The organism is Acinetobacter sp. Swhac1 (assembly GCF_013390985.1).
GTDB classification, from domain to species: Bacteria; Pseudomonadota; Gammaproteobacteria; order Pseudomonadales; family Moraxellaceae; genus Acinetobacter; species Acinetobacter towneri.
This window is the reverse complement of sequence record NZ_JACASN010000027.1, coordinates 1-24,370: the sequence shown is the minus strand read 5'-3', so window position 1 is coordinate 24,370 and position 24,370 is coordinate 1. Positions and strand designations below refer to the sequence as shown.

Annotated in this window: 28 protein-coding genes; 9 read left to right on the top strand and 19 right to left on the bottom strand. The window is 41.4% G+C overall.

What is annotated here, in order from left to right:
* Window positions 1-16 precede the first annotated feature (16 nt).
* The 3 genes from HX743_RS12610 (at window position 17) to HX743_RS12600 (ending at window position 3,521) form a co-directional block, all read left to right on the top strand.
* On the top strand, window positions 17-1,045 hold the full coding sequence (locus HX743_RS12610) for a lipase secretion chaperone (protein ID WP_178319393.1): 1,029 nt from the start codon (window positions 17-19) through the stop codon (window positions 1,043-1,045).
* 413 nt (window positions 1,046-1,458) lie between these two features.
* Window positions 1,459-2,376: a triacylglycerol lipase gene (locus tag HX743_RS12605; RefSeq protein ID WP_250316243.1), complete on the top strand. Its 918-nt coding sequence runs from the start codon at window positions 1,459-1,461 to the stop codon at window positions 2,374-2,376.
* Window positions 2,377-2,552: 176 nt separating this feature from the next.
* Entirely contained in the window at window positions 2,553-3,521 is a 969-nt protein-coding gene (locus HX743_RS12600) for a triacylglycerol lipase (RefSeq protein ID WP_178319391.1), read from the top strand.
* A 67-nt stretch (window positions 3,522-3,588) separates the two neighbouring features.
* Here HX743_RS12600 and rplS read toward each other — a convergent pair whose 3' ends face one another.
* The 12 genes from rplS to ispH all read right to left on the bottom strand — a co-directional run bounded on the left by rplS (window position 3,589) and on the right by ispH (window position 14,500).
* Complete coding sequence (rplS, locus tag HX743_RS12595; protein ID WP_004974529.1) at window positions 3,589-3,960, bottom strand: 50S ribosomal protein L19; 372 nt, start codon at window positions 3,958-3,960, stop codon at window positions 3,589-3,591.
* Window positions 3,961-4,136: 176 nt separating this feature from the next.
* Complete coding sequence (gene trmD / locus HX743_RS12590; protein ID WP_178319390.1) at window positions 4,137-4,883, bottom strand: tRNA (guanosine(37)-N1)-methyltransferase TrmD; 747 nt, start codon at window positions 4,881-4,883, stop codon at window positions 4,137-4,139.
* Window positions 4,884-4,925: 42 nt separating this feature from the next.
* Window positions 4,926-5,474 (bottom strand): ribosome maturation factor RimM, encoded by a 549-nt coding sequence (rimM, locus tag HX743_RS12585; protein WP_178319389.1) that lies wholly within the window; start codon window positions 5,472-5,474, stop codon window positions 4,926-4,928.
* Between the two features lie 30 nt (window positions 5,475-5,504).
* On the bottom strand, window positions 5,505-5,762 hold the full coding sequence (rpsP, locus tag HX743_RS12580) for a 30S ribosomal protein S16 (protein ID WP_178319388.1): 258 nt from the start codon (window positions 5,760-5,762) through the stop codon (window positions 5,505-5,507).
* Between the two features lie 174 nt (window positions 5,763-5,936).
* On the bottom strand, window positions 5,937-6,380 hold the full coding sequence (locus HX743_RS12575) for a type IV pilin protein (protein WP_178319387.1): 444 nt from the start codon (window positions 6,378-6,380) through the stop codon (window positions 5,937-5,939).
* The gene (locus tag HX743_RS12570; protein WP_178319386.1) at window positions 6,374-6,835 is read right to left on the bottom strand and encodes a type IV pilin protein; all 462 of its coding nucleotides are present in this window, start codon (window positions 6,833-6,835) and stop codon (window positions 6,374-6,376) included. Before HX743_RS12570 ends, HX743_RS12575 begins: the two co-directional genes overlap by 7 nt.
* Before the next feature lie 9 nt (window positions 6,836-6,844).
* Window positions 6,845-10,468 carry a PilC/PilY family type IV pilus protein gene (locus HX743_RS12565; RefSeq protein WP_178319385.1) on the bottom strand — a complete coding sequence of 1,208 codons (3,624 nt, stop codon included), beginning with the start codon at window positions 10,466-10,468 and terminating at the stop codon, window positions 6,845-6,847.
* A 15-nt stretch (window positions 10,469-10,483) separates the two neighbouring features.
* Window positions 10,484-11,278 (bottom strand): PilX N-terminal domain-containing pilus assembly protein, encoded by a 795-nt coding sequence (locus tag HX743_RS12560; protein WP_250316241.1) that lies wholly within the window; start codon window positions 11,276-11,278, stop codon window positions 10,484-10,486.
* Window positions 11,278-12,477 carry a PilW family protein gene (locus HX743_RS12555; protein ID WP_256732318.1) on the bottom strand — a complete coding sequence of 400 codons (1,200 nt, stop codon included), beginning with the start codon at window positions 12,475-12,477 and terminating at the stop codon, window positions 11,278-11,280. The genes HX743_RS12560 and HX743_RS12555 overlap by 1 nt, the downstream gene beginning before the upstream one ends.
* Before the next feature lies 1 nt (window position 12,478).
* A complete protein-coding gene (gene pilV, locus HX743_RS12550) occupies window positions 12,479-12,994 on the bottom strand; it encodes a type IV pilus modification protein PilV (protein ID WP_178319384.1) in 516 nt (171 codons plus the stop codon).
* Entirely contained in the window at window positions 12,988-13,443 is a 456-nt protein-coding gene (locus HX743_RS12545; RefSeq protein WP_178319383.1) for a GspH/FimT family pseudopilin, read from the bottom strand. The genes pilV and HX743_RS12545 overlap by 7 nt, the downstream gene beginning before the upstream one ends.
* 103 nt (window positions 13,444-13,546) lie before the next feature.
* Window positions 13,547-14,500: a 4-hydroxy-3-methylbut-2-enyl diphosphate reductase gene (gene ispH / locus HX743_RS12540; RefSeq protein WP_178319382.1), complete on the bottom strand. Its 954-nt coding sequence runs from the start codon at window positions 14,498-14,500 to the stop codon at window positions 13,547-13,549.
* Window positions 14,501-14,633: 133 nt separating this feature from the next.
* On the opposite strand from ispH, the gene gmk reads away from it, so the two are divergent.
* The 6 genes from gmk to bfr all read left to right on the top strand — a co-directional run bounded on the left by gmk (window position 14,634) and on the right by bfr (window position 19,820).
* Window positions 14,634-15,257 carry a guanylate kinase gene (gene gmk / locus HX743_RS12535; RefSeq protein WP_178319381.1) on the top strand — a complete coding sequence of 208 codons (624 nt, stop codon included), beginning with the start codon at window positions 14,634-14,636 and terminating at the stop codon, window positions 15,255-15,257.
* A 76-nt stretch (window positions 15,258-15,333) separates the two neighbouring features.
* A complete protein-coding gene (rpoZ, locus tag HX743_RS12530) occupies window positions 15,334-15,615 on the top strand; it encodes a DNA-directed RNA polymerase subunit omega (RefSeq protein ID WP_004896248.1) in 282 nt (93 codons plus the stop codon).
* A 222-nt stretch (window positions 15,616-15,837) separates the two neighbouring features.
* Complete coding sequence (locus HX743_RS12525) at window positions 15,838-17,940, top strand: bifunctional (p)ppGpp synthetase/guanosine-3',5'-bis(diphosphate) 3'-pyrophosphohydrolase (RefSeq protein ID WP_178319380.1); 2,103 nt, start codon at window positions 15,838-15,840, stop codon at window positions 17,938-17,940.
* Window positions 17,941-18,062: 122 nt separating this feature from the next.
* Complete coding sequence (locus HX743_RS12520; protein WP_004809961.1) at window positions 18,063-18,446, top strand: RidA family protein; 384 nt, start codon at window positions 18,063-18,065, stop codon at window positions 18,444-18,446.
* A gap of 171 nt (window positions 18,447-18,617) precedes the next feature.
* Window positions 18,618-18,812, top strand: a complete 195-nt coding sequence (locus HX743_RS12515) for a bacterioferritin-associated ferredoxin (RefSeq protein ID WP_004974511.1) — start codon at window positions 18,618-18,620, stop codon at window positions 18,810-18,812.
* 543 nt (window positions 18,813-19,355) lie between these two features.
* Window positions 19,356-19,820, top strand: a complete 465-nt coding sequence (gene bfr, locus HX743_RS12510) for a bacterioferritin (RefSeq protein ID WP_004974510.1) — start codon at window positions 19,356-19,358, stop codon at window positions 19,818-19,820.
* Between the two features lie 165 nt (window positions 19,821-19,985).
* Here bfr and HX743_RS12505 read toward each other — a convergent pair whose 3' ends face one another.
* The 7 genes from HX743_RS12505 to HX743_RS12480 all read right to left on the bottom strand — a co-directional run bounded on the left by HX743_RS12505 (window position 19,986) and on the right by HX743_RS12480 (window position 24,252).
* On the bottom strand, window positions 19,986-20,279 hold the full coding sequence (locus tag HX743_RS12505; protein WP_178319379.1) for a type II toxin-antitoxin system RelE/ParE family toxin: 294 nt from the start codon (window positions 20,277-20,279) through the stop codon (window positions 19,986-19,988).
* Window positions 20,272-20,514: a type II toxin-antitoxin system ParD family antitoxin gene (locus tag HX743_RS12500; protein ID WP_004974509.1), complete on the bottom strand. Its 243-nt coding sequence runs from the start codon at window positions 20,512-20,514 to the stop codon at window positions 20,272-20,274. Before HX743_RS12500 ends, HX743_RS12505 begins: the two co-directional genes overlap by 8 nt.
* Window positions 20,515-20,732: 218 nt before the next feature.
* Window positions 20,733-22,364 carry a PglL family O-oligosaccharyltransferase gene (locus HX743_RS12495; RefSeq protein WP_178319378.1) on the bottom strand — a complete coding sequence of 544 codons (1,632 nt, stop codon included), beginning with the start codon at window positions 22,362-22,364 and terminating at the stop codon, window positions 20,733-20,735.
* A 152-nt stretch (window positions 22,365-22,516) separates the two neighbouring features.
* Entirely contained in the window at window positions 22,517-23,257 is a 741-nt protein-coding gene (gene tfpZ, locus HX743_RS12490; RefSeq protein ID WP_178319377.1) for a TfpX/TfpZ family type IV pilin accessory protein, read from the bottom strand.
* Between the two features lie 44 nt (window positions 23,258-23,301).
* Complete coding sequence (locus tag HX743_RS16590) at window positions 23,302-23,442, bottom strand: hypothetical protein (RefSeq protein ID WP_372238849.1); 141 nt, start codon at window positions 23,440-23,442, stop codon at window positions 23,302-23,304.
* Between the two features lie 28 nt (window positions 23,443-23,470).
* Entirely contained in the window at window positions 23,471-23,608 is a 138-nt protein-coding gene (locus HX743_RS12485; protein ID WP_178319376.1) for a hypothetical protein, read from the bottom strand.
* Between the two features lie 182 nt (window positions 23,609-23,790).
* Window positions 23,791-24,252 carry a pilin gene (locus HX743_RS12480; RefSeq protein WP_178319375.1) on the bottom strand — a complete coding sequence of 154 codons (462 nt, stop codon included), beginning with the start codon at window positions 24,250-24,252 and terminating at the stop codon, window positions 23,791-23,793.
* Window positions 24,253-24,370: the final 118 nt, after the last annotated feature.

Here is a 24,370-nt window from a genome sequence, read left to right as displayed (position 1 = left end):
ATACAGGTGCATTGGAATGCAGAAACATAAAATATGGATTGTTTTAGGCGTAGTGATACTGCTCATTTCAACTTTGGTGTATTGGCTGATGCCACAATCAAACTCCCCCGATACATCACCCCAGCAAAGCTCAAATGATGAAACATCTCAAGCTTTGAGCATGCAGCAAGCCATGCAAAATAACCCTGCTGCAAATTTTTTAAGCCCAAGTCAGCAGGACACCGAAGTCAATTGTCAGCTTAAACTGGATGCAAGTAATCGTCTGATTGTGAATGAGCAAACCCGTAACTGTTTTGAATATTTTATTACCCAATATGGCGAAAAAAGCATTGAACAGATTCGTGGTGATTTTAAAAGCTATATTCAACAAGGGCATAAAGAGCCTGCCTTATCGCAAATTTTAGATTTATGGCAGCGTTATTTGGACTATCGCAATGCGCTTGGACAACTGCAAGCACCGAATTTAAATCAGGAAGATCCGCAATATTACCGCAGCATTTTTAGCAGCATGCAAAATCTGCGTAAACAATATTTTTCTGATTATGAAATTGAAGGTTTATTTGGTACGGAAGATGCCTATCACGAATATACCCTAAAGCGCATGGCAGTCATGGATGATAAAAAATTATCTGAAGCTGAAAAAGCACGACAATTGCAGGAATTATTTAAACAATTACCTCAAGATTGGCAAGAAAATTTAGAACAGCTGAACACCTTGCAAGATTTACGCAGCTTGACTGCGGCAATTAAAGCACGTGGTGGTTCTGCTGCTGAAATCCGCCAAATGCGTTTAAATCTGGTTGGTCCAGAAGCAACCCAACGTTTAGAACAATTAGATGGGCAACGCAGTCAGTGGAAATCACGAGTAGAGGATTATTTAAGTGCGCGTGATCAAATCATGCAAAGTGGAATGAATGATCAAGCCAGGCAACAAGCCGTGAAACAATTACGCGGACAGCATTTTCAAAATCCACAAGAGCAATTGCGTTTAGAAACCTTTGAACAGGTACATGATCAAGGTGGAAAATTACCTTTTGCTGACTAACATATTGCATAGAACAACTGGGGCATGCAACATGCCCCATTTTATGCCTGAAAAGCTGTTTTAGTACAAACTCACCACAACGATTTAATATACAAATGTCTATAAATATTAAATAGATATCAAGATGCATGTAGATTTACAAATCTCTGGGACAATGCGCAATAACTGTCCCCAAATGATATGTTTTTTCTAAATTACGCATGAAAAAATACCTGAGCGTACAAAAAATAGTCGAGGATGACTCACAATAATGTGCCGCAAGCAACGGCAATTTGCATATCTGAGCTTTCAGGAGGGAAGCGAAGCCACCACTTCACTTGTAATAAAAATAAAGAACACAGGATTGTTTTATGACCATCATCTCTAACATACGGGCAATTACATTGGCTGTCACTGGCTGCTTGTTCGGCTCAATGAGTGCGGCTCAAGCGGCTCCAAGCGTGTTGCCTATTCAGGAACAGGCCAAATCTGACTATGCCAAAACCAAATATCCATTGCTCATGGTACACGGCTGGCTCGGATGGTCACGCATTGGCAATGAAACCTTTAATATGGATTATTGGTATCAAATTTTGCCAGATATGGCACGTAATGGCGCAACCGTATTTGCCGCACAACTCTCCCCTGCACACCGTACTGAATTTCGAGGTGAGCAACTGATTGCCCAAGTCGAAGAAGTCATGGCAATCACTGGCAAATCCAAAGTCAATTTAATTGGTCACTCACATGGTGGCCCAACAGTACGTTATGTAGCTGCGACCAAACCTGAATATGTGGCATCAATTACGGGCGTTGCAGGTACATTCCGTGGCTCCAAAGTTGCCGATGATATTCAAAATAATCGTTTATCACGCACCGCGTTTAATATTTTAGGCGACTATATGGTGGCGCCTCTCATTACTTGGGCGCAGCAACAGCCAGACATGCCTGTCGATTTTGATGCATCGATGGCTTCTTTAACCGAAACAGCGTCTGCAGATTTTAACCGTCGTTTTCCAACCACAGCCTTGGCCGCAAATTGCAGCAGCAGCGGTGCCAAAGTAGATCGCGGGATTCATTACTATTCATGGACAGGTGTAGCACAAGCCACCAATTTACTGGATATTGACACTGTTTTAATGCAACTCGGCCCACTGTCTTATGGCAATTTAGACAACGATGGCATGGTCGCACGTTGTAGTACCCACATTGGACACGTCATTCGTGACAACTACCGACTAAATCATACCGACCTTGCCAACATGATGTTTGGCTTAACGGGCTTGTTTGCACCTGACCCAGTTGCACTGTATCGACAACATGCCAACCGATTGAAATTACAAGGTTTGTAATAATAAAGCTCATTTCAATCTTGGCAAAACCATCTTCCTGTGCTTGAAACTCAAGTGCAAGAAGTTCAATAACCATGAATCATTCAGAACTTGCAATCTAGCAAATTTCCTGAATAATGATATTTGACAATAGATATTGTCATGCTAGGAAAGCACAATAAAATAGAGGATGTTATATGAAATATGGATTATTCATTGCAGGCTTAATTGCGGCTAGTACCTTCAGTACCGCGCACGCATCCAATGCAGAACAGGTCAAATCTAACTTCGTGATCTCCAGTTATGCCAAAACCAAATATCCGATTGTGTTTACTCACGGTATGGCAGGCTTTATCAATATTGGTGGAGATCAGTTAGGTGTCGATTATTGGTACCAAATTTTACCCAATTTAGCACGTAACGGTGCTAACGCTTGGGCAACCCGCGTATCTCCATTTAACTCATCAGAAGTTCGTGGCGAACAACTGGCACAACAGGTCGATGAAATTCTTGCAATTACAGGTGCAAGCAAAGTCAACTTAATTGGTCACTCACATGGTGGGCCCACTATTCGTTATGTTGCAGGCGTGATGCCGTCTAAAGTCGCATCGCTGACTGCGGTCGGTTCACCGAATAAAGGCTCGCCTGTAGCTGACTTTATTTTAAAAGTACAAGGCACACCACTTGAAAAGCCATTAATCGACATAGTCAATTTAGTTTCCAAAACCATCACTTGGGCACAAGGTTTAGATCCAAACAGCTATCCACATGACTCATTGGCAGGTGCCAACAGTTTGAGCACCACAGGTTCAGCACAATTTAACAGCAAATTCCCAATGGGTATGCCAACGACAAGTTGTGGTGAGGGCGCTTATCAAGAAAAAGGCATCCAGTTCTATTCATTTACGGGCAATACGGCTGTCACTAATTTACTTGATCCAGACTCAGCCATGTTGGCGACCAGTTTGTTGATTGATAATGGTCGTGATAATGATGGTTTGGTATCACGCTGCAGCGCCAAATTTGGTAAAACCATTCGTGATAACTACTATTGGAACCACTTAGATGAAGTCAATCAACTCTTGGGCATGAAAGATATTTTTGCACCAGATCCTGTTGATGTATATCGTCAACATGCCAATCGCTTAAAAATGCAAGGTTTATAAACTCAAATACTAGACATAAAAAATGCGCCTAAACGGCGCATTTTTTAGCTGTAACGCAAGGTTAAAATTAACCTTGTTTACGTGCTGGCAACTTTTCACGAATACGTGCAGCTTTACCAGACAATTCGCGTAGGTAGTAAAGTTTAGCACGACGAACGTCACCACGACGTTTCACTTCGATTTTCGCAACGATTGGAGAGTGAGTTTGGAAAACGCGCTCAACACCAACACCGCTAGAAATTTTACGTACTGTGAACGCAGAGTTCAAACCACGGTTTTTCTTCGCAATTACCACACCTTCAAATGCTTGAAGACGCTCACGATCACCTTCTTTTACTTTTACTTGAACGATAACTGTATCGCCTGGTGCAAAAGCTGGGATGTCTTGCTTAAGCTGTGCATTTTCAACAGCTTGTACTAAAGGATGCTTACCACTCATGGGGTATCTCCAATATGTGTGGGTCAGAAGAGGTCTGATTTCCACTGGGTATAGAGGCTAAAGCGCATAGACCCGATTGACTTTCCCTTTATGCCTGACCGCTTCAATGCATAAAGAGCCTATTTAAAAACTACAAACACACTGTCTGTAGCAATTTTGCTTAGACAAACCGATTACTAGGTCTGTCCTTGCGAATCTTTTAGCCATTTTTTTTGCTGCTTGCTCAACTCAACTTTTTCAATAAACTCAGGTCGACGCTCTAAAGTCCGTTGATAACGCTGCAAAAACCGCCATTTTTCAATATTGGCATGGTGTCCCGACTTTAGTACTTCAGGGACATCCAAACCTTCAAAATGGTCTGGCTTGGTATATTGTGGGCAATCTAAAAGACCATCCACAAATGAGTCTTGCACATGAGATTGCTCATCAGACATAGCACCTGGAAGTCTCCGAATAATACTGTCCAACAACACCATTGCAGGTAGCTCCCCACCCGATAAAACGTAATCTCCAATTGACCATTCCTGATCAACATAGTTTTGGATTAAACGCTCATCGACCCCTTCATAACGACCACACAATACAATTAATCCATCATATTCAACGAATTGTTGTACTGCAGTTTCGTTTAAGGTTTTACCTTGTGGCGACATATACACCACAGGTACATGAACTGCTCCTGCTTGCTGTGCAAGCTGTTTGGCATGCTGGATTGCTTGCGCTAAAGGCTCTGCCATCATCACCATACCTGGACCACCACCAAATGGACGTTCGTCCACCCGTTTGTAGTTGCCCTGTGCATAATCACGTGGATTAATGCAATGAATTTGCATCAAGTCACGTTTTGCTGCACGTCCGCTAATACCGTAAGCTGTAATCGCTTCAAACATTTCAGGAAAAAGCGTAATGACTGCAAAAAACACCGCAGACTCCTCTATTTTCCTGCTCTGCGAATCCTGAAAGGATTAATAATCTACGCCCCAATTGACGTAGATGCGACCCGCTTCGAGATCAACGCGTTGTACCACATCTTTATGCCATGGAATCATGCGCTCTTCGCTATCGACACTGGCAGCGGTTGCGCGAACCACCATCACATCGTTAGCACCTGTTTCAAACAATTCATGGATTTGACCGAGGTTTACTTCTTGTTCATCATCGTCCAGACCTAACACCGTTAGACCTTTTAAATCAGACCAGTAATACTCATCCACACCCGCTTGAGGCAGTTGCGATTTTGAAATCCAGATATTTGCGCCAACCAAGTTGTCTGCTGCGGTACGATCACTCACACCTTTTAAGCTGACCACCAAGCCTTTGCCATGTGGTTTCCAACGTTTTACATCTGCGACTTGCCAACCTGCTTTGGTTTCGATGTACCAAGGCAGGTAGTCAAATATATTGCTCATTGGTTCTGTATTGGAATAGACCCAGAGCCACCCATTTAATCCATAAGCTGAACGTAGCTGTCCAATCTGAATACGATCTTCGGGCACATTCTGTGTTGGTGTCATGGGCTACCTACTACTACTTAATTCATTTAATTATGCAGCAGCTGCAGCTTTCTTCGCTTGAGCAGCTAAAGAAGCAACACGTTCAGAAGGTTGAGCACCTTGTGCAACCCAGTGAGCAAAACGGTCAGCATCTAAACGAAGTTTTTCTGCTTTACCTTGAGCTGTTGGGTTAAAGAAACCGATACGTTCGATGAAACGACCGTCACGCGCATTGCGGCTGTCAGTTACAACGATTTGATAGAATGGACGTTTTTTTGCACCACCACGAGCTAGACGAATAACAACCATGATAAACACCTTATAATTCTTACGGATTATCCCTGTACCGACCATCGGCAACACTTCAAACCCCTTTCATAGAGCGGCGTATTTTACGTTATTTTTAGAATAAAGAAAAGTAAAATAAAAAGGCTTAAATCGAAATTTAAGCCTTTGCTATCATATAAGACAATTGGTAGGGTGTTATTTGCCATCCCAGTTAGAAGTGGCAGATGGTGTACAGCTACTACCTTTAGTCCAGCAACGCTGACCTCTATGATTTAAAACAAGATTTCCATCACCTGCCTGTGAAGAAGTTGCCACAGGTGTAGCGGTCATTGTCCATTTACTGCCGTCTATATCAGACAACGCCACAGTATATAAAGCTGTTCCCGAACTTGGAATATTGCCATTACTACCAATATCATTCAAAGTGACGGCTGTACCATTTGGCTTAAAACTAAAATTGGCAATTTTAAAACGTTGTAAATTGTTTGCCAGTGCCATCATATCCGCCTGTGCATCAGCACGTTTGGTTCTACGTACAGATTCTTGATATGATGGATAAGCAACCGCTGCCAAAATACCGACAATAGCAACCACAATCATCAATTCTATGAGGGTAAAGCCCTTATTTCGCATTACCATGTTTCCGTCCCTACACCACAACCAGCATTCGTTGCACTGGTCACCGTAATATTTGCTTTAGTTTTATTTTTGCACTGTATGCCTGCACTGGTCATCAGAAAACTAAAATTTTTACCATCGCTATTTTCAGCTCTAATCACCCAACTTTGCCCCGCAACATTGGCTACAGTCAGTGCTTTAGTTGGCTCTACGCCATCTCTGACAGTAAAGCTATATCCATTGATGGTATTTGCTGCCAAATTATAGCCGATATAGTTAAAGTTGCGTGATTTCCAACGTTCCAGTTCACTAGCAATACGCTGTACTTCCTGTTGTGCCTGCGAGGCTCGAGCCTTTCGTACCTGATTCTGATAGCTTGGAATGGCAATTGCAGCAAAAACAGCAATCACCATCACCACGACCATCAACTCGATGAGTGTAAAGCCACGTTGTGGTAATACTCCATATTTTAGCATATTACCTCCTTATTGTAACCTTTCGTACCAGCGTTGTGGAATCAGGCAGATTTGGGTTTGTTCGCCCGAACCACCACCGAGAGGTGTATATGCTGTACGACCACCTGTACTTAGACAATAGTTACCTGCACTTGTTCCATCATTTTTGACTTTCGGGTCATTTGGGTTTGGTGTAGTTGGTGGTGTATCATCACCTCTCACCACAGCGGTATGAATCCCTGCACCTAATGAAATTTTGTCACACTTTGTTCCCACACAATTTGCGGCATTGCTACCTGCATTTTCTGTTTTACATTGTCCATATGGCATACAGAAACGGTTCAGGAAACTTTCCCCTTTAACCCCTGCACCACAGTCACCCGAGATACCATCTTTACTACCATCAAAGGTTGAAGCATATAATTGATAGTTCAACGCAAGTGGTGTACCAAAGACTTTTTCGCTTTGTAGCTTGCTAGACTGGAACTTATAGTACCAACCTTTTCCAGAATAAGGTGCAACCAATGTGGTTTGGCTATTACGATTACTATTGGTGACTTCACCCATTTCCGCTTTGGTGACACTACTGGTTTTTAATGCGGTTGCTCCTGTTGTAGGCAAGGTATTATATAAATCCTTGCGTGCTACATCTTTATCATAGACATTATAGATTGCATCATGGTCGTAGCCTGTTGTACCAGTTGCATAGTCTTTCAATGGCGAACTACGATTACCACTACCAATGGATACGACTGCAAAGGTTGAGCCGTTTTCACTATATAATGAGAATGCAGGCATATCGTAGAAGCGTGGGCGTTTATCTACTGCTGCGGCTGTATTTAAGTCGATGATACGTTGTACTCTTTTGGCAAAATCTCCAATTGTTGCCGCTTTGTTATTTAAATCGATACGGAACAGTTGACCACCCAAATCACCAAAATATAAATGGTCAATTAAGTCATCACCATCTCTATCCACAGTACGAATTTCACTGACCACACTGTATTTTAAATTGGCATCATTTGTGCCGACCCTATTGCCAGTGAGACCATTGGTTGCATTGGCATTTGCCCACCACAACAAGTCACCAGCTTTTCCTGTTCCACCACCTGTTTCATCTTCGACACGGAACATGAATACACCTGCACCTTTTTTGCTGTCGGTTTGGTTGTAAGTATCACTTTCATAGCCTGCATCATAACCACCTCCGACAAACATCACCAAAGTACGTTTGCCCCCCCAATTTACATAGCCAAGGTTGGGTTTAGACCAACTTTGTCCCATACACGCCAGTGGATTGCTATTACTACATGATGTAGATGCGTCTGTTGGATTGATATTGAATTTTAGGGCAGGGCTGTCGATGTTAGATAAATCTAAACCATAATAGCCACGTCCGCCCATACGCAGACCACCAACTGCCAGTTGTTTACCCTTTATTGAAGAGCTAGTACGTTCACCAACAGTAAGATTTCCAGAATCATCAAGCACATATTCGGTATGTAATGTCCATGCACCATCTACGCCATAGAAAAGATTGTTCATTCCACCACTGGTTGCAGTCGAAGTTAAAAATGCCTCTTTTTGTCGTTCGACCATTTCATTCGGCACAAAGGCAAATTTTTCTTGTCCTGTTTCCGCATCAACCACATGCAACAAGCCTTGTGTTGTACCAAACAGCACAAAGTCCTTACGATTGGTTGAGGTTATCTTTTTGTTGGTTGTGTCGTAGCTGATTTTACCTTGATTTGTGACTAGCACAGGGGTTGAGTGCATGACTGCACCGATTTGGCGTAACTCTGATGCTGATGTCAAAGAGGTCGATGTAATAGATGCAGGATTAGCAGCATCAACACTATAACCCAATAGACTAATCAGATAACCACGATTTGGGTCATTCTTATAATTATTATCAGTAAGGTAGTCTAAATTCACAGTGCGTAAACTTGTACCATCACCAAATACGGAACTTACTCCCGAACCACTCTTATATACACGATTGGTCAGTAATTTACGCTGTATTGTACCATCAGTGGCTGTACGCAATTTTAACTGCGACCATGCACCGCCCCGTAGTGCATATTTGATACTACCGTAGGTATTTTCATCGGCATCTTTCACCGAAGCATCAACAGCAGGCGACCAGTAGTCGTAGTTGTCAATAATCCTACCTTTGCTATCAATAATATTATTACTGTTTTTATCCTTTAACGCACCTGTACTACTCACCAGATATTTTTTTAGATTACCAAGCCACAGTTGAGCAGCTTTGTCCGGTGTAGGTTGAAATTGTGGGTAATAGGCATCATTCTGTAAAGTCGATGGATTGAGCGCATCTCGTGGAATGGCTGGTGAACCTGTGGTGACTGCTGGGATTTCTGTACCCAAATCACCTAAAAATTTATTTACACTATCAACAACAGATTGAGAGCTTGAACCTGCGTACCAACCACCATCACCCACAATGCCCCAATAGGCTGCCTGTTTAGCATCACCAGTACACCCAGTTGATGTACAACCACCAAGGTTTGCAATATTTTGTGTTTGTCCTAGTTTTTTATCATACTTTGTACTAGCACTCAGTGTTTCAAAAACATCACCAAAACCAATAACAGCCGTACGCACTTCTAAATTTAGAGGGTTTTGTTTATCAAGTAAAGCTCTTGCCGCTTTGTGTTGGCAATCCCAGTTATTATTTGTATTACAAGAAAACGTATTATACAAACCCGTTTGCATATTCGTTTGGGTTAATGAATGTTTAGAGTTTGGTACACCATCAGTCAGTACATAAATACCTTGTCCACTACATTTTGCAGTATCAGTTGTTTGACTGGTTAAAGATGCAGGTGATTCATATCTTGTACTATTTCCTGTACCTGTCTTTGTTGTTGCATCAGAATTATTAAAACCACGAGTATGATTGCTACTATCAGTTGTTGATGGGCGTTTTCCCATTAAATAGTTAATGACTTCTGCATAACCATAAGCTGTTGGTGTATATGTTTTCGCTTTGATGTCTTGAACTTTTTCTGTTAGTATTTGACGTTGCGTTTTACCATTATAAACGGCACTTAACGCACGAGCAGGTACTAAAATTGCACCTTCGGCATAATCACTATTTGTTTTTACACCAAAAGTAGATAAACCAATAATAATATGATCGCCTACTTTGACAATACCTTTAGTTGTACTGCCATTTAACAATTCGTACATTGCATCTTTCATACGTGCAGTACGGTCACCACAATGATAGTCGCCATTGGATTGGATATTACAACCTGTTTCAATTTTTACAGCTTTTTCTTTAGCCGCAGCATTTCCAGTTGAAAGTGTATTAAAGGTTGCCTTTGTGACAACACAGTATGTACGCTTGTAGCCATAATCAGGGGAAGTCGTAGCATTATTATCACTTGAACAATCACTTGAACTCAATCCAAAATCTGTTCGAGCTGTCCCTGCACCATTCATACTGGTTGAAATATCCAACATCATCATCAGGGTAATATCACCGGACTTGGCTTGTTGATAAATATCAATATCACTGGCTTGGGTTACACTGCTGGCAATCATCACTGTACAGACTGCTGCAATACTGGTTGCAAGCAAGTTTGGACGATAGGATTTTTTCATCATTGGTTTTGCTATCTTTTTCATCTTGTTTACTCCCAGTTATACAAAGTCTTGTGCAATCACATATTCAGTCACATGCGATACAAAAGGGACATTGAGGTTGGATAGACATTGGGTCACGCTTTGAGTTGCACCTGCGGCAGGACTTGTTACGCTATCAGGCTTGGACACTTCATTCATTCTGCTATTAAAGCAAGTATTAATTTGTGCTGCGGTCGCATTAGATGATAGAGTCGGCATAACCGATACCGCAAACACTTTTACAGGTTTGCTGCGTTGTAGTTTGATGTTTTCATCATCTGTACCACGAATTGAACCATAAAACGGGTCATTATTGACTTGGGTTGAAAACTTAACTGCAACCTGTGTCATTACCGCTTTACGACCACTGGTAAAAAAGTTAGTCGTACCTGGGGTGGCATTACAATAGCCAGCCGTACCTAGACTGTTATTCGCTGGGGCGGTTGCTGGGGCGACCCATTCCATCAAACTGGCTTTGGTAATATCAAAGAAATTTGTCTGGTCGCCACGGAAACAGAATATCAGTTCTTTATCTTTGTTGGCTGCACCATCAATATAACCAAACATACCACTAGCACTTAGGCTTTGAATCAGATTGCTTTCTTTTTCTACATTAAAAAAGGCTGCATCGGAGTTTTGCATCAGCAGTTGTTGTGCCTGACTGTTGGTCGCTACCCCTAAAGATACCAAACCTTGTCGAACTGCCATTGTGCCAATAATAGTCACAGCAAGCAGTAGAATCATCACCACAATGAGAGCCGCACCTTGCTGCTGCTGTGGAGAACTATGTTTTTGCTGAATTTTTATCATCATTATAGCCCTCTCTCACCAAAGGTATTCCGTAAGGCAACCGTTTGTGAAACCACTTGACGGACATATTTTGAATTACCCGCAGTTGGGGTTTTGACCGTCACTTCTTTATCTAAAACCTGAAATTTTTGCGTATCTTTAATCATGCTGTCACTACCAACGGATTGTGCTGAGCGAATTAATGCTCCAAGCTGTACCGATAAAATACGAGGGCGTGTTCCTGTCAGTGTCATATAGTTATCAATCGAGATATAACGGAAATTTGTGCCGTTTTGTACACCTAACAGAACATGAAAATAATCTACTCGTTTCAGAATAATCTGCCCATCATCGCCATAATTGCTAATAGTTGTAGGGCTACCTGTATCCGAGTAAAAACCTGCATCACACGCTAGAGCCAATGATGCATTCGGCTCATTGCCGATTTTGGTATCGGTACGCAAGAAATAACGCTGGACGATGATATTTAAAGGTTGTGGCGTTCCAGCAGCAACTTTGGTCACAGTGATTCGATTACCTTCACAGTCAAAACCACCAAAAAGTTTGGTTGCATCATCAGGGTCTGTCACATATTGTGGTTTGTACTGAATAACAAGCTGGTCGCTTTTTTCGGTATTAACGTTGGATAAACCTGTATTACCTTGTGATAACATACCCACAGCCACAGTTGTCCCTGTAAGACTTGCAGGTAAATTATAGTAATCAGTAGTAACAGGTGGCGTACCAGATGTTATTGACTTCTTATTTGATATTGACCTGAATACAATCCCCCCACCAGCAGTTTCATCACTGATACCTGAGGTCATTGTATTAAGATTACTTAGGCGAATATCCTTGACAATATAATTTAGCCCAAAATTGGCATTATCCTGTAAATCTGCTGTACCCTGTTGTAAAGAGTAACTTTTTTGCCCTGTTAAAAACAGCATGATTGCCGCAGCAGAAATGACCAAACCTAATGCAAGGGCAATCATCAGTTCTATTAATGTAAAACCTGATTGAGAATTAGAAAATCCCCCCCAGCCATGAGAAATATTGTTTCGCAAAGTCAAATGTGGTGTATCAAGTTCTATTTTAAAAATCCCCTCCAACTCCCCTTTTTCAAAGGGGAGAGCGTTGCGAATCATATGCTGTGTATGATTCGGGGTAAGTCCCCCTTTGGAAAAGGGGGATTTAGGGGGATTTTGTTGAAGTTTATTCATTTTAATAGACCTCCATAATCAAACAGGTCGAGGTCGGATTGTATGATGCACCATTGGTACAATCATCAGTATCAGTACCATCAGTCGGTGCAGTATCACCCCATGCGACATAGATGCAACTACGGCTATCGCTATTGCCTTGGCAAGTGATACGATTCATTACCATGCCTGTACTTTGTGCTTTTTTGGACACTTGGGATACATCGTATTCAGCCAATTCCGCAGCAGTACAATTTTCTGTGGCACAGTCTTTACTTGAGGTAATTTGGTTTGCTTGTGTTTCAGATAGCTTGTTTTCATAAGCTGCTATCGCTCCACGATTGACCCGAATCCGCTCCGCCATATCTCGCGCGAGATTGATCGCTTGTACTCGATAGCCACTTTCTGATGTGGCTTCAACTGCACGATACTGCAAGGCGATAAAACCAAGTACACCGATCGCAAGTACCAAGAGTGCAACCAAAATTTCCATTAATCCGACACCACGCTGATGTGTTCTCATTGTGTTCATTAGCATGTCCCCTCATCGATGTTTATTGTTCCCATGAGTGAAACATTGATTGCTTTGGATTTGACTTTAGTCGGTTCACTGTTTCCATCACATATAACAAACGGTTTAGTATCAATATTGGCAGCATGGTCTTTAACCGCACCACTCAACTGAAAGGTAATGCTGGTTGGCGAACCTGATTTTAAAACCGCCTCACCTTTGGGTAACCAATAGCGTGTTTCTGCGGTATCTGCGGTCTGGTCGGTTTTGCTTAAATCGACAGTCACTTCTCTACGTTCTAGTACCGCAGTGGAACGAGCTGCATTCAAGGTAGATACTAAATCTTGCGTACTACGATTGAGGTTTTGCTTGAGTAGCATATTGCCAAAAGACGGAGCTGCCATCATGGCGATAATCGCCAAAACCGCTATCGTCACCATCAGCTCAACTAGAGTAAAACCCTGAGACCGTTTCATCTTCATAACCAACAATCCTTTTTCTTATATACAAAGATAATACATTTAGCTGACAAATAAATGCAGTAGGCGATTAATGGTTTTTTTACAGGATAAGGGGTAGTTAGTTAACCTCTACCGCCTTTATCCTTAACTCTTTGGGCAAACTAAAGGTAATATTTTCTTCGCGGCCTGCCAGCTCTTCAGGGGAAGTTGCACCCCAGTCTTGCAAGCGCTGAATCACTTGTTTGATTAAAATTTCTGGTGCAGAGGCGCCTGCAGTTACACCAATTTTTGTATTCGGTTGAAACCATGCTTGTTCCAACTCGTCTGCATTATCCACCAAATAGGCACGTTTCCCCATACGTTCAGCCAACTCACGCAAACGGTTAGAGTTAGATGAGTTTGGAGAACCGACCACCAACACCACATCACACTGGTTGGCTAAGTCACGCACCGCATCCTGACGGTTTTGAGTGGCATAGCAAATATCGTCCTTACGTGGCCCTTGAATATTCGGATATTTTTGGCGCAAGGCATCAATTACTTTGGCCGTATCATCAATCGACAAGGTGGTTTGTGTTACAAAAGCCACTTTATCTGGATGCTGAACCGCAAGTGCAGCCACATCATCCTCATCTTCCACTAAATAAATGTCGCCGCCATTTTTCTTGTCGTACTGCCCCATGGTTCCTTCAACTTCGGGGTGTCCTTCGTGACCAATTAAAATCGCCTCTGTGCCTTCACGCGCGTACTTGGTAACTTCAATATGTACTTTGGTCACCAACGGACAAGTCGCATCAAATACTTTTAAGCCGCGACGCTCCGCCTCTTGTTGCACTGCTTTAGATACGCCATGCGCACTAAAAATCACGATATTGTCATCGGGCACTTCATCTAGCTCATCGACAAAAATTGCACCACGCTGACGCAAGTCGTCCACCACAAATTTATTGTGTACCACTTCGTGACGTACATATATAGGTGGGTTAAAACACTCAAGGGCACGATTTACAATCGCAATTGCTCGGTCTACACCTGCACAAAAACCACGTGGATTCGCCAATACAATTTCCATAGAACCCTCTATGTTGAAGTTAAATAGGTGGGATGTTTAAAATTTATGCCAACAAAAGCCATCTTGGCTATTTTGTTTAAGGGGCGTCTACTCTAAAATAGAGAAGATATTTTATCATATCAGGAAAAATATCATGTCGGGTCTATTGTTTGTCGTTTCTGCCGCTTCAGGAACAGGCAAAACATCCCTCGTTAAAGCCCTGCTTGAGCGTGTGAATAATTTACACGTTTCAGTTTCTCACACAACACGTGGTCAACGTCCCGGCGAACTCGATGGTGTGCATTATCACTTCACGCAAAAACAAGATTTTATTGACTTAGTAGAACAAGGCGGTTTTATTGAATATGCAGAAGTGTTTGGCAACTATTATGGTACCGCGCAAGCGACGGTTAAAGAGCAGTTAGCCAAAGGTCACGATGTGTTACTTGAAATTGACTGGCAAGGCGCTCAGCAAGTACGCAATCTTTTTCCTGAATCGAAGCAAATTTTTATTCTTCCACCAAGTCAGTTTGATTTACGCGAGCGTTTGTCTAACCGTGGCACCGATGCAGTCGATGTAATTGAGCATCGTTTGGGCTGCGCAGTTGAAGATATGCAACAATATGTCAATTTTGACTATGTGATTATTAATGATGACTTTAATAAGGCTCTGCACGATTTAGAATCGGTGATTACGGCTAATCGTTTGGTGATGGCGCAGCAGGCGCATCGTCATCAAGCCTTGATTCGAAAGTTAATTAGCCCGCCAAGCGCGTGATTAAAACTTGAGTCTATAGGCAAAGCACCTTATACTGCACAGTCTGTTTAAATTTATTATTCGAACGAGAATTCTTATGGCACGCGTTACCGTTGAAGATTGTTTAGACCATGTAGACAACCGCTTTGAGCTTGTACTAGTGGCAAGCAAGCGCGCGCGTCAATTGGCACGTCAAGGCATTGAGCCAACTGTAGAGTGGGACAATGACAAGCCAACTGTAGTGGCATTACGTGAAATTGCTGTGGGTCATGTGTCTAAAGACATTTTGAAACAACGTGATCAAGATTATCAAACTTCGAGTCTTGACCTCGCACTTTCAGCAAATAACTTGAATTTAGATGGTTTTTCTTTCCAATAAGAACGACTTTCTGAAAAAGCCTAGTTTTTTACTAGGCTTTTTTGTTGTCTGAACTTTAATCTTGCGCTAAAAACCGTTATAACATAAGGATTAAGACCTGATTTTAAATGGTCTAATGACCTTATGTTTTGGTACAAAAAAAATTGACAAGTCATGCAACATGCTTTTCATTATAAGGTCTAACTGTAGATTCGTTATCACTTGTATTTTAAAGGGTGTTATATGCCAGGCACGATGGTCAGCCAAGCCAAACAACAGCTTCAAGCCATGATCGAACCTTACCTTAGCGTAAGTGAAGTCGAACAGGTGCTTACGGCTTGCGATTATGCCGAGCATGCGCATGATGGCGTTACCCGTAAAAGTGGTGAACCGTATGTGTTACACCCGATTGCGGTCAGTTGTATTTTGGCGCACATGCGTTTGGATGCCGACACGCTCATTGCTGCCCTATTGCATGACGTCATTGAAGATACTGACTACAGCAAAGATGACATCACAGAAAAATTTGGACGCACCGTTGCCGAACTGGTCGATGGTGTGACCAAACTTAGCCATTCTAGCGACAAGGAATACAACAAAGCCGCTTCGTTCCGTAAAATTCTGCAAGCCACCTTACAGGACCCACGTGTCATTATTGTGAAACTAGCAGATCGTTATCACAACATGACCACATTAGATGCACTGCGACCAGACAAACGCGCACGCATTGCCCAAGAAACCTTTGATGTGTTTGTACCTATGGCACGTATCGTGGGTATGAATGAAATGGCGGATAACCTTGAACATCTGTGTTATCAAAATCTTGATTTAGATATGTATAACGATGTGCAAGCCGCCCTTTTGCACACCAAGCCAAAACGCTGTGAATACCAGTCCAAATGGGAACAAAACCTTGCCGACCTACTCCAAGACAATCAAATTACCGGTCGGATTAAAAAGAAAAATAACAATATTGAATTACTGCGCCACTTTGTTAAAAACGATATTGATCTACAAGAACTGACCCACAGCCACGCCTTTGAAATTATTTTACAAAGCATTGCCGACTGTGACCGTTTGGCCGATATTTTACGTGACAGCTTTCAGGTCTTGCATTATGAAGATCATATCCGTCGCCCTCTGCCAGGCGGTAACCAATCACTCATGATGCGTCTAAAAGGTGAACAAACCACCTTATCACTCACCATTCAAACTGAATTGATGCGTAAAGCTGCACGTTTTGGCGTAGTCTTGGGTGAAAATGCACCACAAGCCTGCCGTTCTGCCATCCAAGCCTCTATGCAAAGCTTGAACGTGTTGATTGATGGTGAGTGTGCCAAAACCACATTTAGCGATTTACTAGATTATCTACATCAAGAGAAAATTCATGTTTATACCCCGCACGGACATTTACATGAATTGCCGCAAGGTGCCACCGCAGTAGATTTTGCTTATGCAGCCAGTTTGTTCTTAGGGAACCACGCTGTTGGCACAAAAATTAATGGTGAAAGCAAACCACTTTCGACGCCACTCATCAGCGGGCAAGTGGTCGAAATCATTACCGATGTTTTAGCCACGCCAAACCCAGACTGGCTAAGTTTTATTAATACCCAAAAGGCCCGTCGTGCCTTACAAAATATTCTGCGTGATCAGGATATTGAAGAACAGCGTTTGGTAGGTCAGCAAGCCCTGAACCGTGCGCTGAAATTGTTTAATCACTCGATTCAAGACCTAACCGAAGCAGATTGGTTAAATGTGTTGCAATGGCGTCATATCGACTCTAAAGACCGTTTATTTGAGCAAATTGCAGTCGGTGATTTATTACCGCAGTTGGTGGCAAACCACATTTACGCTCTCGATCAGGACAGCAGCGAACATTCTGACCGTCTGATTCAGGGCACAGAAGGCATTGACGTGAAATATGCACACTGTTGCAATCCTGTGCTGGGCGACCCGATTCAGGGCAACTTGTCACGTCGCGGTTTGATTGTGCATCGTGCGCGCTGCAACAACTTACTGCATGAGCAACATCAACATCCTGAAAATATCATGCCGCTACAATGGACTTCAGAAGATGTGGATGACGTGAGTTTTACCGCTTACCTCAGCATTGATATGGATATGAATGACGAACAAATTTCCGATTTGATCTATCAATGTCGTAAGGCCAAAACGGGTGTAGAAATGGTGCGCAGCCATGATGGTAAAACTCACGTGAATATTGTGGTGAATAACCGTAAGCAAATTGCCAAAATTATTCGTGATTTGCGTATGCACTTCGGTTTTCCACGGATTAGCCGTTTAGCACGTCCAATTAGCATTGCCGAAGAAGCCAAAGCTTGTTAATTAATGTGGCTGCATGGTTTGACCGTGCCGTACATTCACCCATTTTGCATTATAGACTCATCAGGCTACTGAAATACAGTCGGATGGTCTATGATGTTCGTACATTATTTTAGGAGAAATCAATGTCTCGCCAAGTCATCCATACTGAAAATGCACCTGCAGCAATTGGTACTTACTCTCAAGCCATTTTAGTGGGCAATACTGTTTATTTATCAGGTCAAATTGGTTTAGACCCATACAGCATGGAATTGGTAGAAGGCATTGAAGCGCAAATTCGCCGCGTATTTGATAACTTAAAGGCCGTTTGCGAAGCGGCAGGTGGCTCTTTGGCCGATATTGCCAAACTCAATATTTTCCTGACCGATTTATCTCACTTCCAATTGGTCAATCAGATTATGGGTGAATATTTTGCACAACCTTACCCTGCGCGTGCAGCCTTAGGTGTGGCCAGCTTACCTAAAGGTGCTTTAGTTGAAATGGATGGCGTTGTGATTATCAATTCATAAGTCATTATTATTCAAATGCTTAAAAACAAATAAACGATGCCACCTATTAAGTGGCATTTTTTAATTCAAAAACCCAATTACAATAAATGACTTTTCAAATGATTTTTATTGACAAACGATAATAATTATCAATAATAACACTTATCTTATTTCATTATTGTGGTTGCATTCATGTACGTTTGCTTATGCCGTGGTATTACAGATCAAGACATTAAAGAAGCCGTTGCCAATGGTGCAGACAGCTATCGTGAAATTCGCGATATGTTTGACTTGGGCACCTGTTGCGGTCGCTGTGCGCCTGAAACTCGCGCCATCATTAGCGATGAAATTGCACAAATTGCGTCTCGTCTTGCCGTTGCTGCCTAAAGCTGACGTTTTATTGCTCTCCCGCATTTAAATATTATAATTTATACTCAGTGTTTCCTCTCCCGCTTTCGACTACAGCGGGTTTTTCTTGGCTTACATTTCTTCACACCACCTAGCTAATTGTTTTCGATTGCGATTTTCATTTGCGGTCTGGGGTCTATTTATACTTCATCTATGTTTGCGACTACGCATATTTTTTAGCTGATATAAGGCATGGGACAGGAAATTTAGTCATTCTAAATGACTGGCACATAACGCAATAGCAGCAAAAAATATGCTTGTCCCCTTGCGCAGCAAACAAAGCAGTGCTTTGTTCTTGCTCATGTGGCTAAAACTTTCTCAGATTGCGTTATGAAACTTGGCAATAGTCTCGCTATTCCCTTCGTTTCATGCCTGATCTGCTCAGTTTTAGCCGACAGCGCAAACCATTTGTGAAGTATAAATAGCCCCTAAATCACTCGCCATTTTGCCCAGTCTTGTTTAAGATAGAAATATAGATTGCCTTAAGCGGTTTAAGGCAGAAATTGTTGATGGAGTGCTGCAATGAAAGGCAATCGTGATGTGATTAATCAACTCAACCAAGTTTTGTATCATCACCTGACTGCAATTAACCAATATTTTTTACATTCACGTATGTTTAATGATTGGGGCATTGAACAACTCGGCTCGGCTGAATATAAAGAGTCGATTCGTCAAATGAAACATGCTGACAAAATTATTGAACGTATTTTATTTTTAGAAGGTCTGCCAAATTTACAACATTTGGGTAAATTGTATATTGGTCAGCACACTGCTGAAGTGCTGAATTGCGATGTACGAAAAGTCCAAGAAAATATTGAAGCGATTCAAAAAGCGGTGGTTTTGGCAGAGCAACAACTGGACTATGTAACCCGTGATTTGGTTCAGGAAATTCTAGAGAAAGAAGAAGAGTACTTAGACTGGGCAACGACACAGCTTGATTTGGTTGAAACGGTAGGCATTGAAAACTATATTCAAAGTCAACTCTAAAACTCATCTAGTTTAGATAACTCAAAAGACTGGTTTTCCAGTCTTTTGTTTTTTGGGGCACTTTACCTAAAATTCAGTATCTTGCCTATCTCTAATGAAGAAGCTCTCAATATCAATATATTTTACTTATGCGCATTTTAAATTCTTGGATTTATAAAAAAGTATTTATAACGCAAAAAAATGTTTCATGGTTTGCATCTGTTGATGCAATATCCGAATAATAAAAATTCCATAATCCTGTTTTTTATAAAAAATAGCATGTTGATGATGATCGTGACGGCGTATTCCCTCGCCAATATCTACACATGCATAACCAATCAGCGGTGAACTCACTAACAAATGAAAGGTATTTTCCAAATGTTGCGTGTATTGGTCAGCTTGAGCTACACCAAAATTAAGTAAGGTGTATTCATAAATAGCAGTGAAGTCGTCGACAGCTAAATTTGATAGCTTATACACGATGCTTCTGCTTCACTTGAGCCGCAATATCTTTTAGGCTAAGTGTACTTTCTCCACTGTTCTCACCTGCTTCAATCGCTTGCTTTAAAGCTGCAGTTTGATTTTCTTGCTGCTCCAATAATCTTAGTGCAGATCGCATCACTTCACTGGTTGAACCATAACGTCCAGATTCAATCAGTTTGCTCACAAAGTTATCGAGTTGTGGGCCAATTGTTACACTTGTAGTTCTCGCCATCAGCATGCCTTATTGTGTGAATAGATCATACAATTCTAACACAACTCCCTTTATCTGAACAAAAGTTCAGCATCTCTTTAAATTTTCGCACATGAAATCAATTTTATAATGAATACCCCCTCTCTTTTTAAAGAGAAGTTGGGAGAGATTTTCAACATTGAAAATTTTCACCATATTTGGCTCACTATTTTCAAATCCCCCTCCTTGCGCTACACAAATCAGCGCGGCTTTGCCTCATCCAATAAAGTCGCATAATCTACATTGACCTGCCACAAAGTGCTTAACAACCATAATTGCTTTTTGGCTTCTGCTTCATAACCGTTAAATGCTAATACGCGTGCGTATTTCAATAAATCGTAGCGGGTTGGATAATTCAACACAATTTCATGGATATCCTGCAATTGTTCAGGCGTTTGTAGGCTATACGGATTTAATCGAATCCACGCAATACGGCGGTTAAATTCTTCGAGTACCAAAATACGGTCTTGATGGGTGATTTTTTCAGGTGTCTGTTCATAGCGTACCGACTGATTCAATTTAGGCACCATCACCTCATAATCACGATAAATCAGCATCAACAACAATGCACCAATCACAAAAGTCGTGCGTAAATAAATTGGAGATAAAGTTAAGCCTTTTAACACACGTTGTGATTGAACCATGCCGATAATAAAACCTACAGGCAGCAGGAAGTAGGCATAGTTTTGTGGAAATTCCAGCATGGCATGCACACTAAATGCACCGACCATCAAAATCCCCACAACCGATTCCACCGACTGGGTATATTTATGCAACTGGTAACCCCAATAGCCCAGATACGCCAAAAATGGCACGCCGAGTATCACACCATTCCAAAGTAAAAAGTCCAAAATGAAATTGTGTGCGCTACGAATCCACACAGGGCCTTGCACAAATTCACTAATCGTGACATACGCCACGCTGGTTTGATGCCAACCATAGCCCCACCAGGGTTGATGTTCAATCGCAGCGAGCATTTGTTGCCAAATCGCCAAACGTGACATATCACCTGTGGCGCGTTGTACCACATCGCGAGATTGCACCGAAAGTTCAGCACTTTGCGAGAGTAATTGACTGAAAGCAGGTGCAATAAAAATCAGCCCGATAAATGCGGCAAACCACAGTAAGCTATAGCGCCATTTAATCCGCATCACGCCACGGTATTGTTGATAGCTCAAATAGGTCAAGAGACACAGCGATGCCAACCATGAAGTACGCGACTGACTCAGTACCACACCAACCAAAATCATGGCAGCTGCAATCACAATCCACACAGTTTTGAGTTTTTGTTTTTCGTATAAATATAGGCATGCCATAAGCGACATCACCAAAAAGGTCGCCATGTTATTGGGTTGAGCAAAATTGGCATAAGGACGCTGTCCAATTTTAATATCCACCATAATAGGCAGGTATTGGTCGAGTGTGAGCCACTGGCAAATTGCCATGAATGCGGTCACACTTCCTACTCCGAGTAGCACATAACTAAAGCCTGCGAAGATGCGTTCACGTTCAATACTATTTTGAGTAAGGTTATAGCCAAAAATAATTGCCAACCAAAAACTGAAGATATACACGCTGCTGAGCAAGGCTTTGTCAAAGAAGTAGACTAAGCCAAGGCCCCACTGAATGAGTGGAACACTGCACAATGCTAGCAAGGGCAGGCTGATTTTGGGTATTTGTAATTTTGCTTTAAAAAGGCAGGCTGCAAGGGCAAACAGGGCAAAAAATGCGTAAAGTTCACCTGTATAGGTCACCCACGGACGGTAGTGAATGGGCAAAATCCATGCAAGGGAGATGAGGATGGCAGCCAAAAGTAGCAATGCAGATTTCATAAGAAAACTAGACTAAAAAACTGGCTCTATCTTATATTTTTTTTGGCAAGATAATAGTGCTTTGTGTAGCAAGTTTGATTGGAATTCTGCCACTTTTAAAATGGAATGATCGCATGGGGAATACTTAAATTCCCCATTTTTAACTTAAGAAATTATTTCCACGGTCTTAAATCTACTATTTTGATGATAGATGCGGATTCTTTATTGACTAAGACCACCATATCTACGGTATTGGCTTTCAAAGGTAACCACGCATCTGCTTTTGGATATTTTGCTAAAGTTTTTTCAACTTCAGTTTTTGAATTGTATTGTTCCAATTCTATAAGCGGTAATGCACGTTGTTGAATTTGGTTTTTTGCTTGAGTCAGTTCTACATAACGTTCTGGACGCTGTGAAATTGAAATACCGCTAAATACTTCTGCAAACATTTCATCATTGCGTTGTTGTGTATCTTTGGCAAATTCAGTAGCCACATATTGCGGTTTAAACCATGAAGGTTGTTGGAATTGTTGCTGTGCTTGCTGAATATTCGTATCAACTAATTCATTTTTTCTAACCAATTCAAAACGATCTACATTATAAACCAACCATGCAGGGCGACCTTGTTCGATACTAAACACCCCATAACACAAAGCCACAATTTGAATGAAAATAATGACACCTAGGTCAAATTTGAGTGTTTTTTTACCTTCTTTATAGACCAATAGACCTAAAAGTGGTCCTAAAATGACGTCGATGACCAACAACATTAAAAAGATATGCGTTACGCCAACAGCTGTGGCAAGTGGCGACGGATACCAAATAAAAAAGATCAATCCAATCACAAGCAAAGCCAAACTAATGGAAATGATCAGATGAGATAAAAAAAACTTTGTTCGTTTTGTTTTTGCCATTTTTGATACCTCAATTTCACTACACATCTAAAAACTGCAATATATTAATGGCAATTTAAAGGTAAGTAACGAATATTTATTGTTGAGCTACTGCATGACCATTCTATTTGTTTAGTTGTACTATTCAAACTTGGTGTAAAAACTAAAGGACCCGTAGCACTCGGTAAATTTGTCGTTACAGTAATGACACCTGTGTGATCTTCTATGATTAAATTACTTATATTTATGTGAGTTGTTTGAAAATTGATAGCCTATATTTGAGGCAGTTACTGCAGTTAAATCTTTTTCACTTATCGCTGCTTCTATAACAGCAAGTTGGACAATTCTTGTCGCACCAATCACTTTTAGCATTTATGTTTTAGTCATATGTCGATTATATTGAACCAATGCAAATAGAATAAGAATGCCAATAATTGCAACAACAATCAGAATTTCAATTAAAGCAAACTCTTTGATTTTATGCATATTATAATCTCTTATATTAATAATTAAATAAAAAAAGCAGCCGAAGCTGCTTTTTCTAATATTAAAGATTAACGGCAGTTAGAAGGAGCAAGTTTTGCTTCTAAAGTACCTGCAACAGCTGGAGCTGCTGCACCAGCAGCACCACAAGCCCAGTTGATTTGAGTTGCTGGCGGAGTGTAAGCTGCTGTTGAAGCTGGTAATGCTACTGGTGCTGCTGCAGTACCAGTATATGGACGTAAAATAATTGTACCATTATCCTGAACTGGAGCAGCATAAGTGATGGTAATCTGCCCATTAGCATTATTAATCACTACTGACTTTACATCTTTAGTAGCTGTTGGCGTTGAATAGCCTAAATCATATCGAGCTGCACTTGCAGCATTCTCAACAACTGTGGTCTTTGCACCAGCAGCCAAAGCAATACCTTCTGTTACCTTTGCACGCTTGGTATAGTCTTGATACGCAGGAATTGCCACTGCAGCCAAAATACCAATGATCGCTACAACGATCATTAATTGTAAACATTCCATAAGTCACTTTATATAGACACGCTCCAAACTCTTGAATTCTATTCATTTACTCTATTTTATATTTTGTCCATATAGACATGCTTTTATAACGACAAATTTTTCAAGTTTGTCCATATCC

Excerpts from the sequence above, each read along its gene's own strand:
- rpsP (WP_178319388.1), bottom strand. The coding sequence starts at position 5,762 with ATGGTTGTTATTCGTCTAGCTCGTGGTGGTGCAAAAAAACGTCCATTC.
- rplS (WP_004974529.1), bottom strand. The coding sequence starts at position 3,960 with ATGAGTGGTAAGCATCCTTTAGTACAAGCTGTTGAAAATGCACAGCTT.
- HX743_RS12605 (WP_250316243.1), top strand. The coding sequence starts at position 1,459 with ATGAGTGCGGCTCAAGCGGCTCCAAGCGTGTTGCCTATTCAGGAACAG.
- HX743_RS12480 (WP_178319375.1), bottom strand. The coding sequence starts at position 24,252 with ATGGAATGTTTACAATTAATGATCGTTGTAGCGATCATTGGTATTTTG.
- gmk (WP_178319381.1), top strand. The coding sequence starts at position 14,634 with ATGTCGGGTCTATTGTTTGTCGTTTCTGCCGCTTCAGGAACAGGCAAA.
- HX743_RS12495 (WP_178319378.1), bottom strand. The coding sequence starts at position 22,364 with ATGAAATCTGCATTGCTACTTTTGGCTGCCATCCTCATCTCCCTTGCA.
- HX743_RS12575 (WP_178319387.1), bottom strand. The coding sequence starts at position 6,380 with ATGGTAATGCGAAATAAGGGCTTTACCCTCATAGAATTGATGATTGTG.
- HX743_RS12555 (WP_256732318.1), bottom strand. The coding sequence starts at position 12,477 with ATGAATAAACTTCAACAAAATCCCCCTAAATCCCCCTTTTCCAAAGGG.
- HX743_RS12560 (WP_250316241.1), bottom strand. The coding sequence starts at position 11,278 with ATGATGATAAAAATTCAGCAAAAACATAGTTCTCCACAGCAGCAGCAA.
- HX743_RS12500 (WP_004974509.1), bottom strand. The coding sequence starts at position 20,514 with ATGGCGAGAACTACAAGTGTAACAATTGGCCCACAACTCGATAACTTT.
- pilV (WP_178319384.1), bottom strand. The coding sequence starts at position 12,994 with ATGCTAATGAACACAATGAGAACACATCAGCGTGGTGTCGGATTAATG.
- HX743_RS12545 (WP_178319383.1), bottom strand. The coding sequence starts at position 13,443 with ATGAAACGGTCTCAGGGTTTTACTCTAGTTGAGCTGATGGTGACGATA.
- tfpZ (WP_178319377.1), bottom strand. The coding sequence starts at position 23,257 with ATGGCAAAAACAAAACGAACAAAGTTTTTTTTATCTCATCTGATCATT.
- HX743_RS12565 (WP_178319385.1), bottom strand. The coding sequence starts at position 10,468 with ATGAAAAAGATAGCAAAACCAATGATGAAAAAATCCTATCGTCCAAAC.
- HX743_RS12570 (WP_178319386.1), bottom strand. The coding sequence starts at position 6,835 with ATGCTAAAATATGGAGTATTACCACAACGTGGCTTTACACTCATCGAG.
- bfr (WP_004974510.1), top strand. The coding sequence starts at position 19,356 with ATGAAAGGCAATCGTGATGTGATTAATCAACTCAACCAAGTTTTGTAT.
- HX743_RS12610 (WP_178319393.1), top strand. The coding sequence starts at position 17 with ATGCAGAAACATAAAATATGGATTGTTTTAGGCGTAGTGATACTGCTC.
- ispH (WP_178319382.1), bottom strand. The coding sequence starts at position 14,500 with ATGGAAATTGTATTGGCGAATCCACGTGGTTTTTGTGCAGGTGTAGAC.
- HX743_RS12525 (WP_178319380.1), top strand. The coding sequence starts at position 15,838 with ATGCCAGGCACGATGGTCAGCCAAGCCAAACAACAGCTTCAAGCCATG.
- HX743_RS12520 (WP_004809961.1), top strand. The coding sequence starts at position 18,063 with ATGTCTCGCCAAGTCATCCATACTGAAAATGCACCTGCAGCAATTGGT.
- rpoZ (WP_004896248.1), top strand. The coding sequence starts at position 15,334 with ATGGCACGCGTTACCGTTGAAGATTGTTTAGACCATGTAGACAACCGC.
- rimM (WP_178319389.1), bottom strand. The coding sequence starts at position 5,474 with ATGACACCAACACAGAATGTGCCCGAAGATCGTATTCAGATTGGACAG.
- HX743_RS12515 (WP_004974511.1), top strand. The coding sequence starts at position 18,618 with ATGTACGTTTGCTTATGCCGTGGTATTACAGATCAAGACATTAAAGAA.
- HX743_RS12600 (WP_178319391.1), top strand. The coding sequence starts at position 2,553 with ATGAAATATGGATTATTCATTGCAGGCTTAATTGCGGCTAGTACCTTC.
- HX743_RS12485 (WP_178319376.1), bottom strand. The coding sequence starts at position 23,608 with ATGCTAAAAGTGATTGGTGCGACAAGAATTGTCCAACTTGCTGTTATA.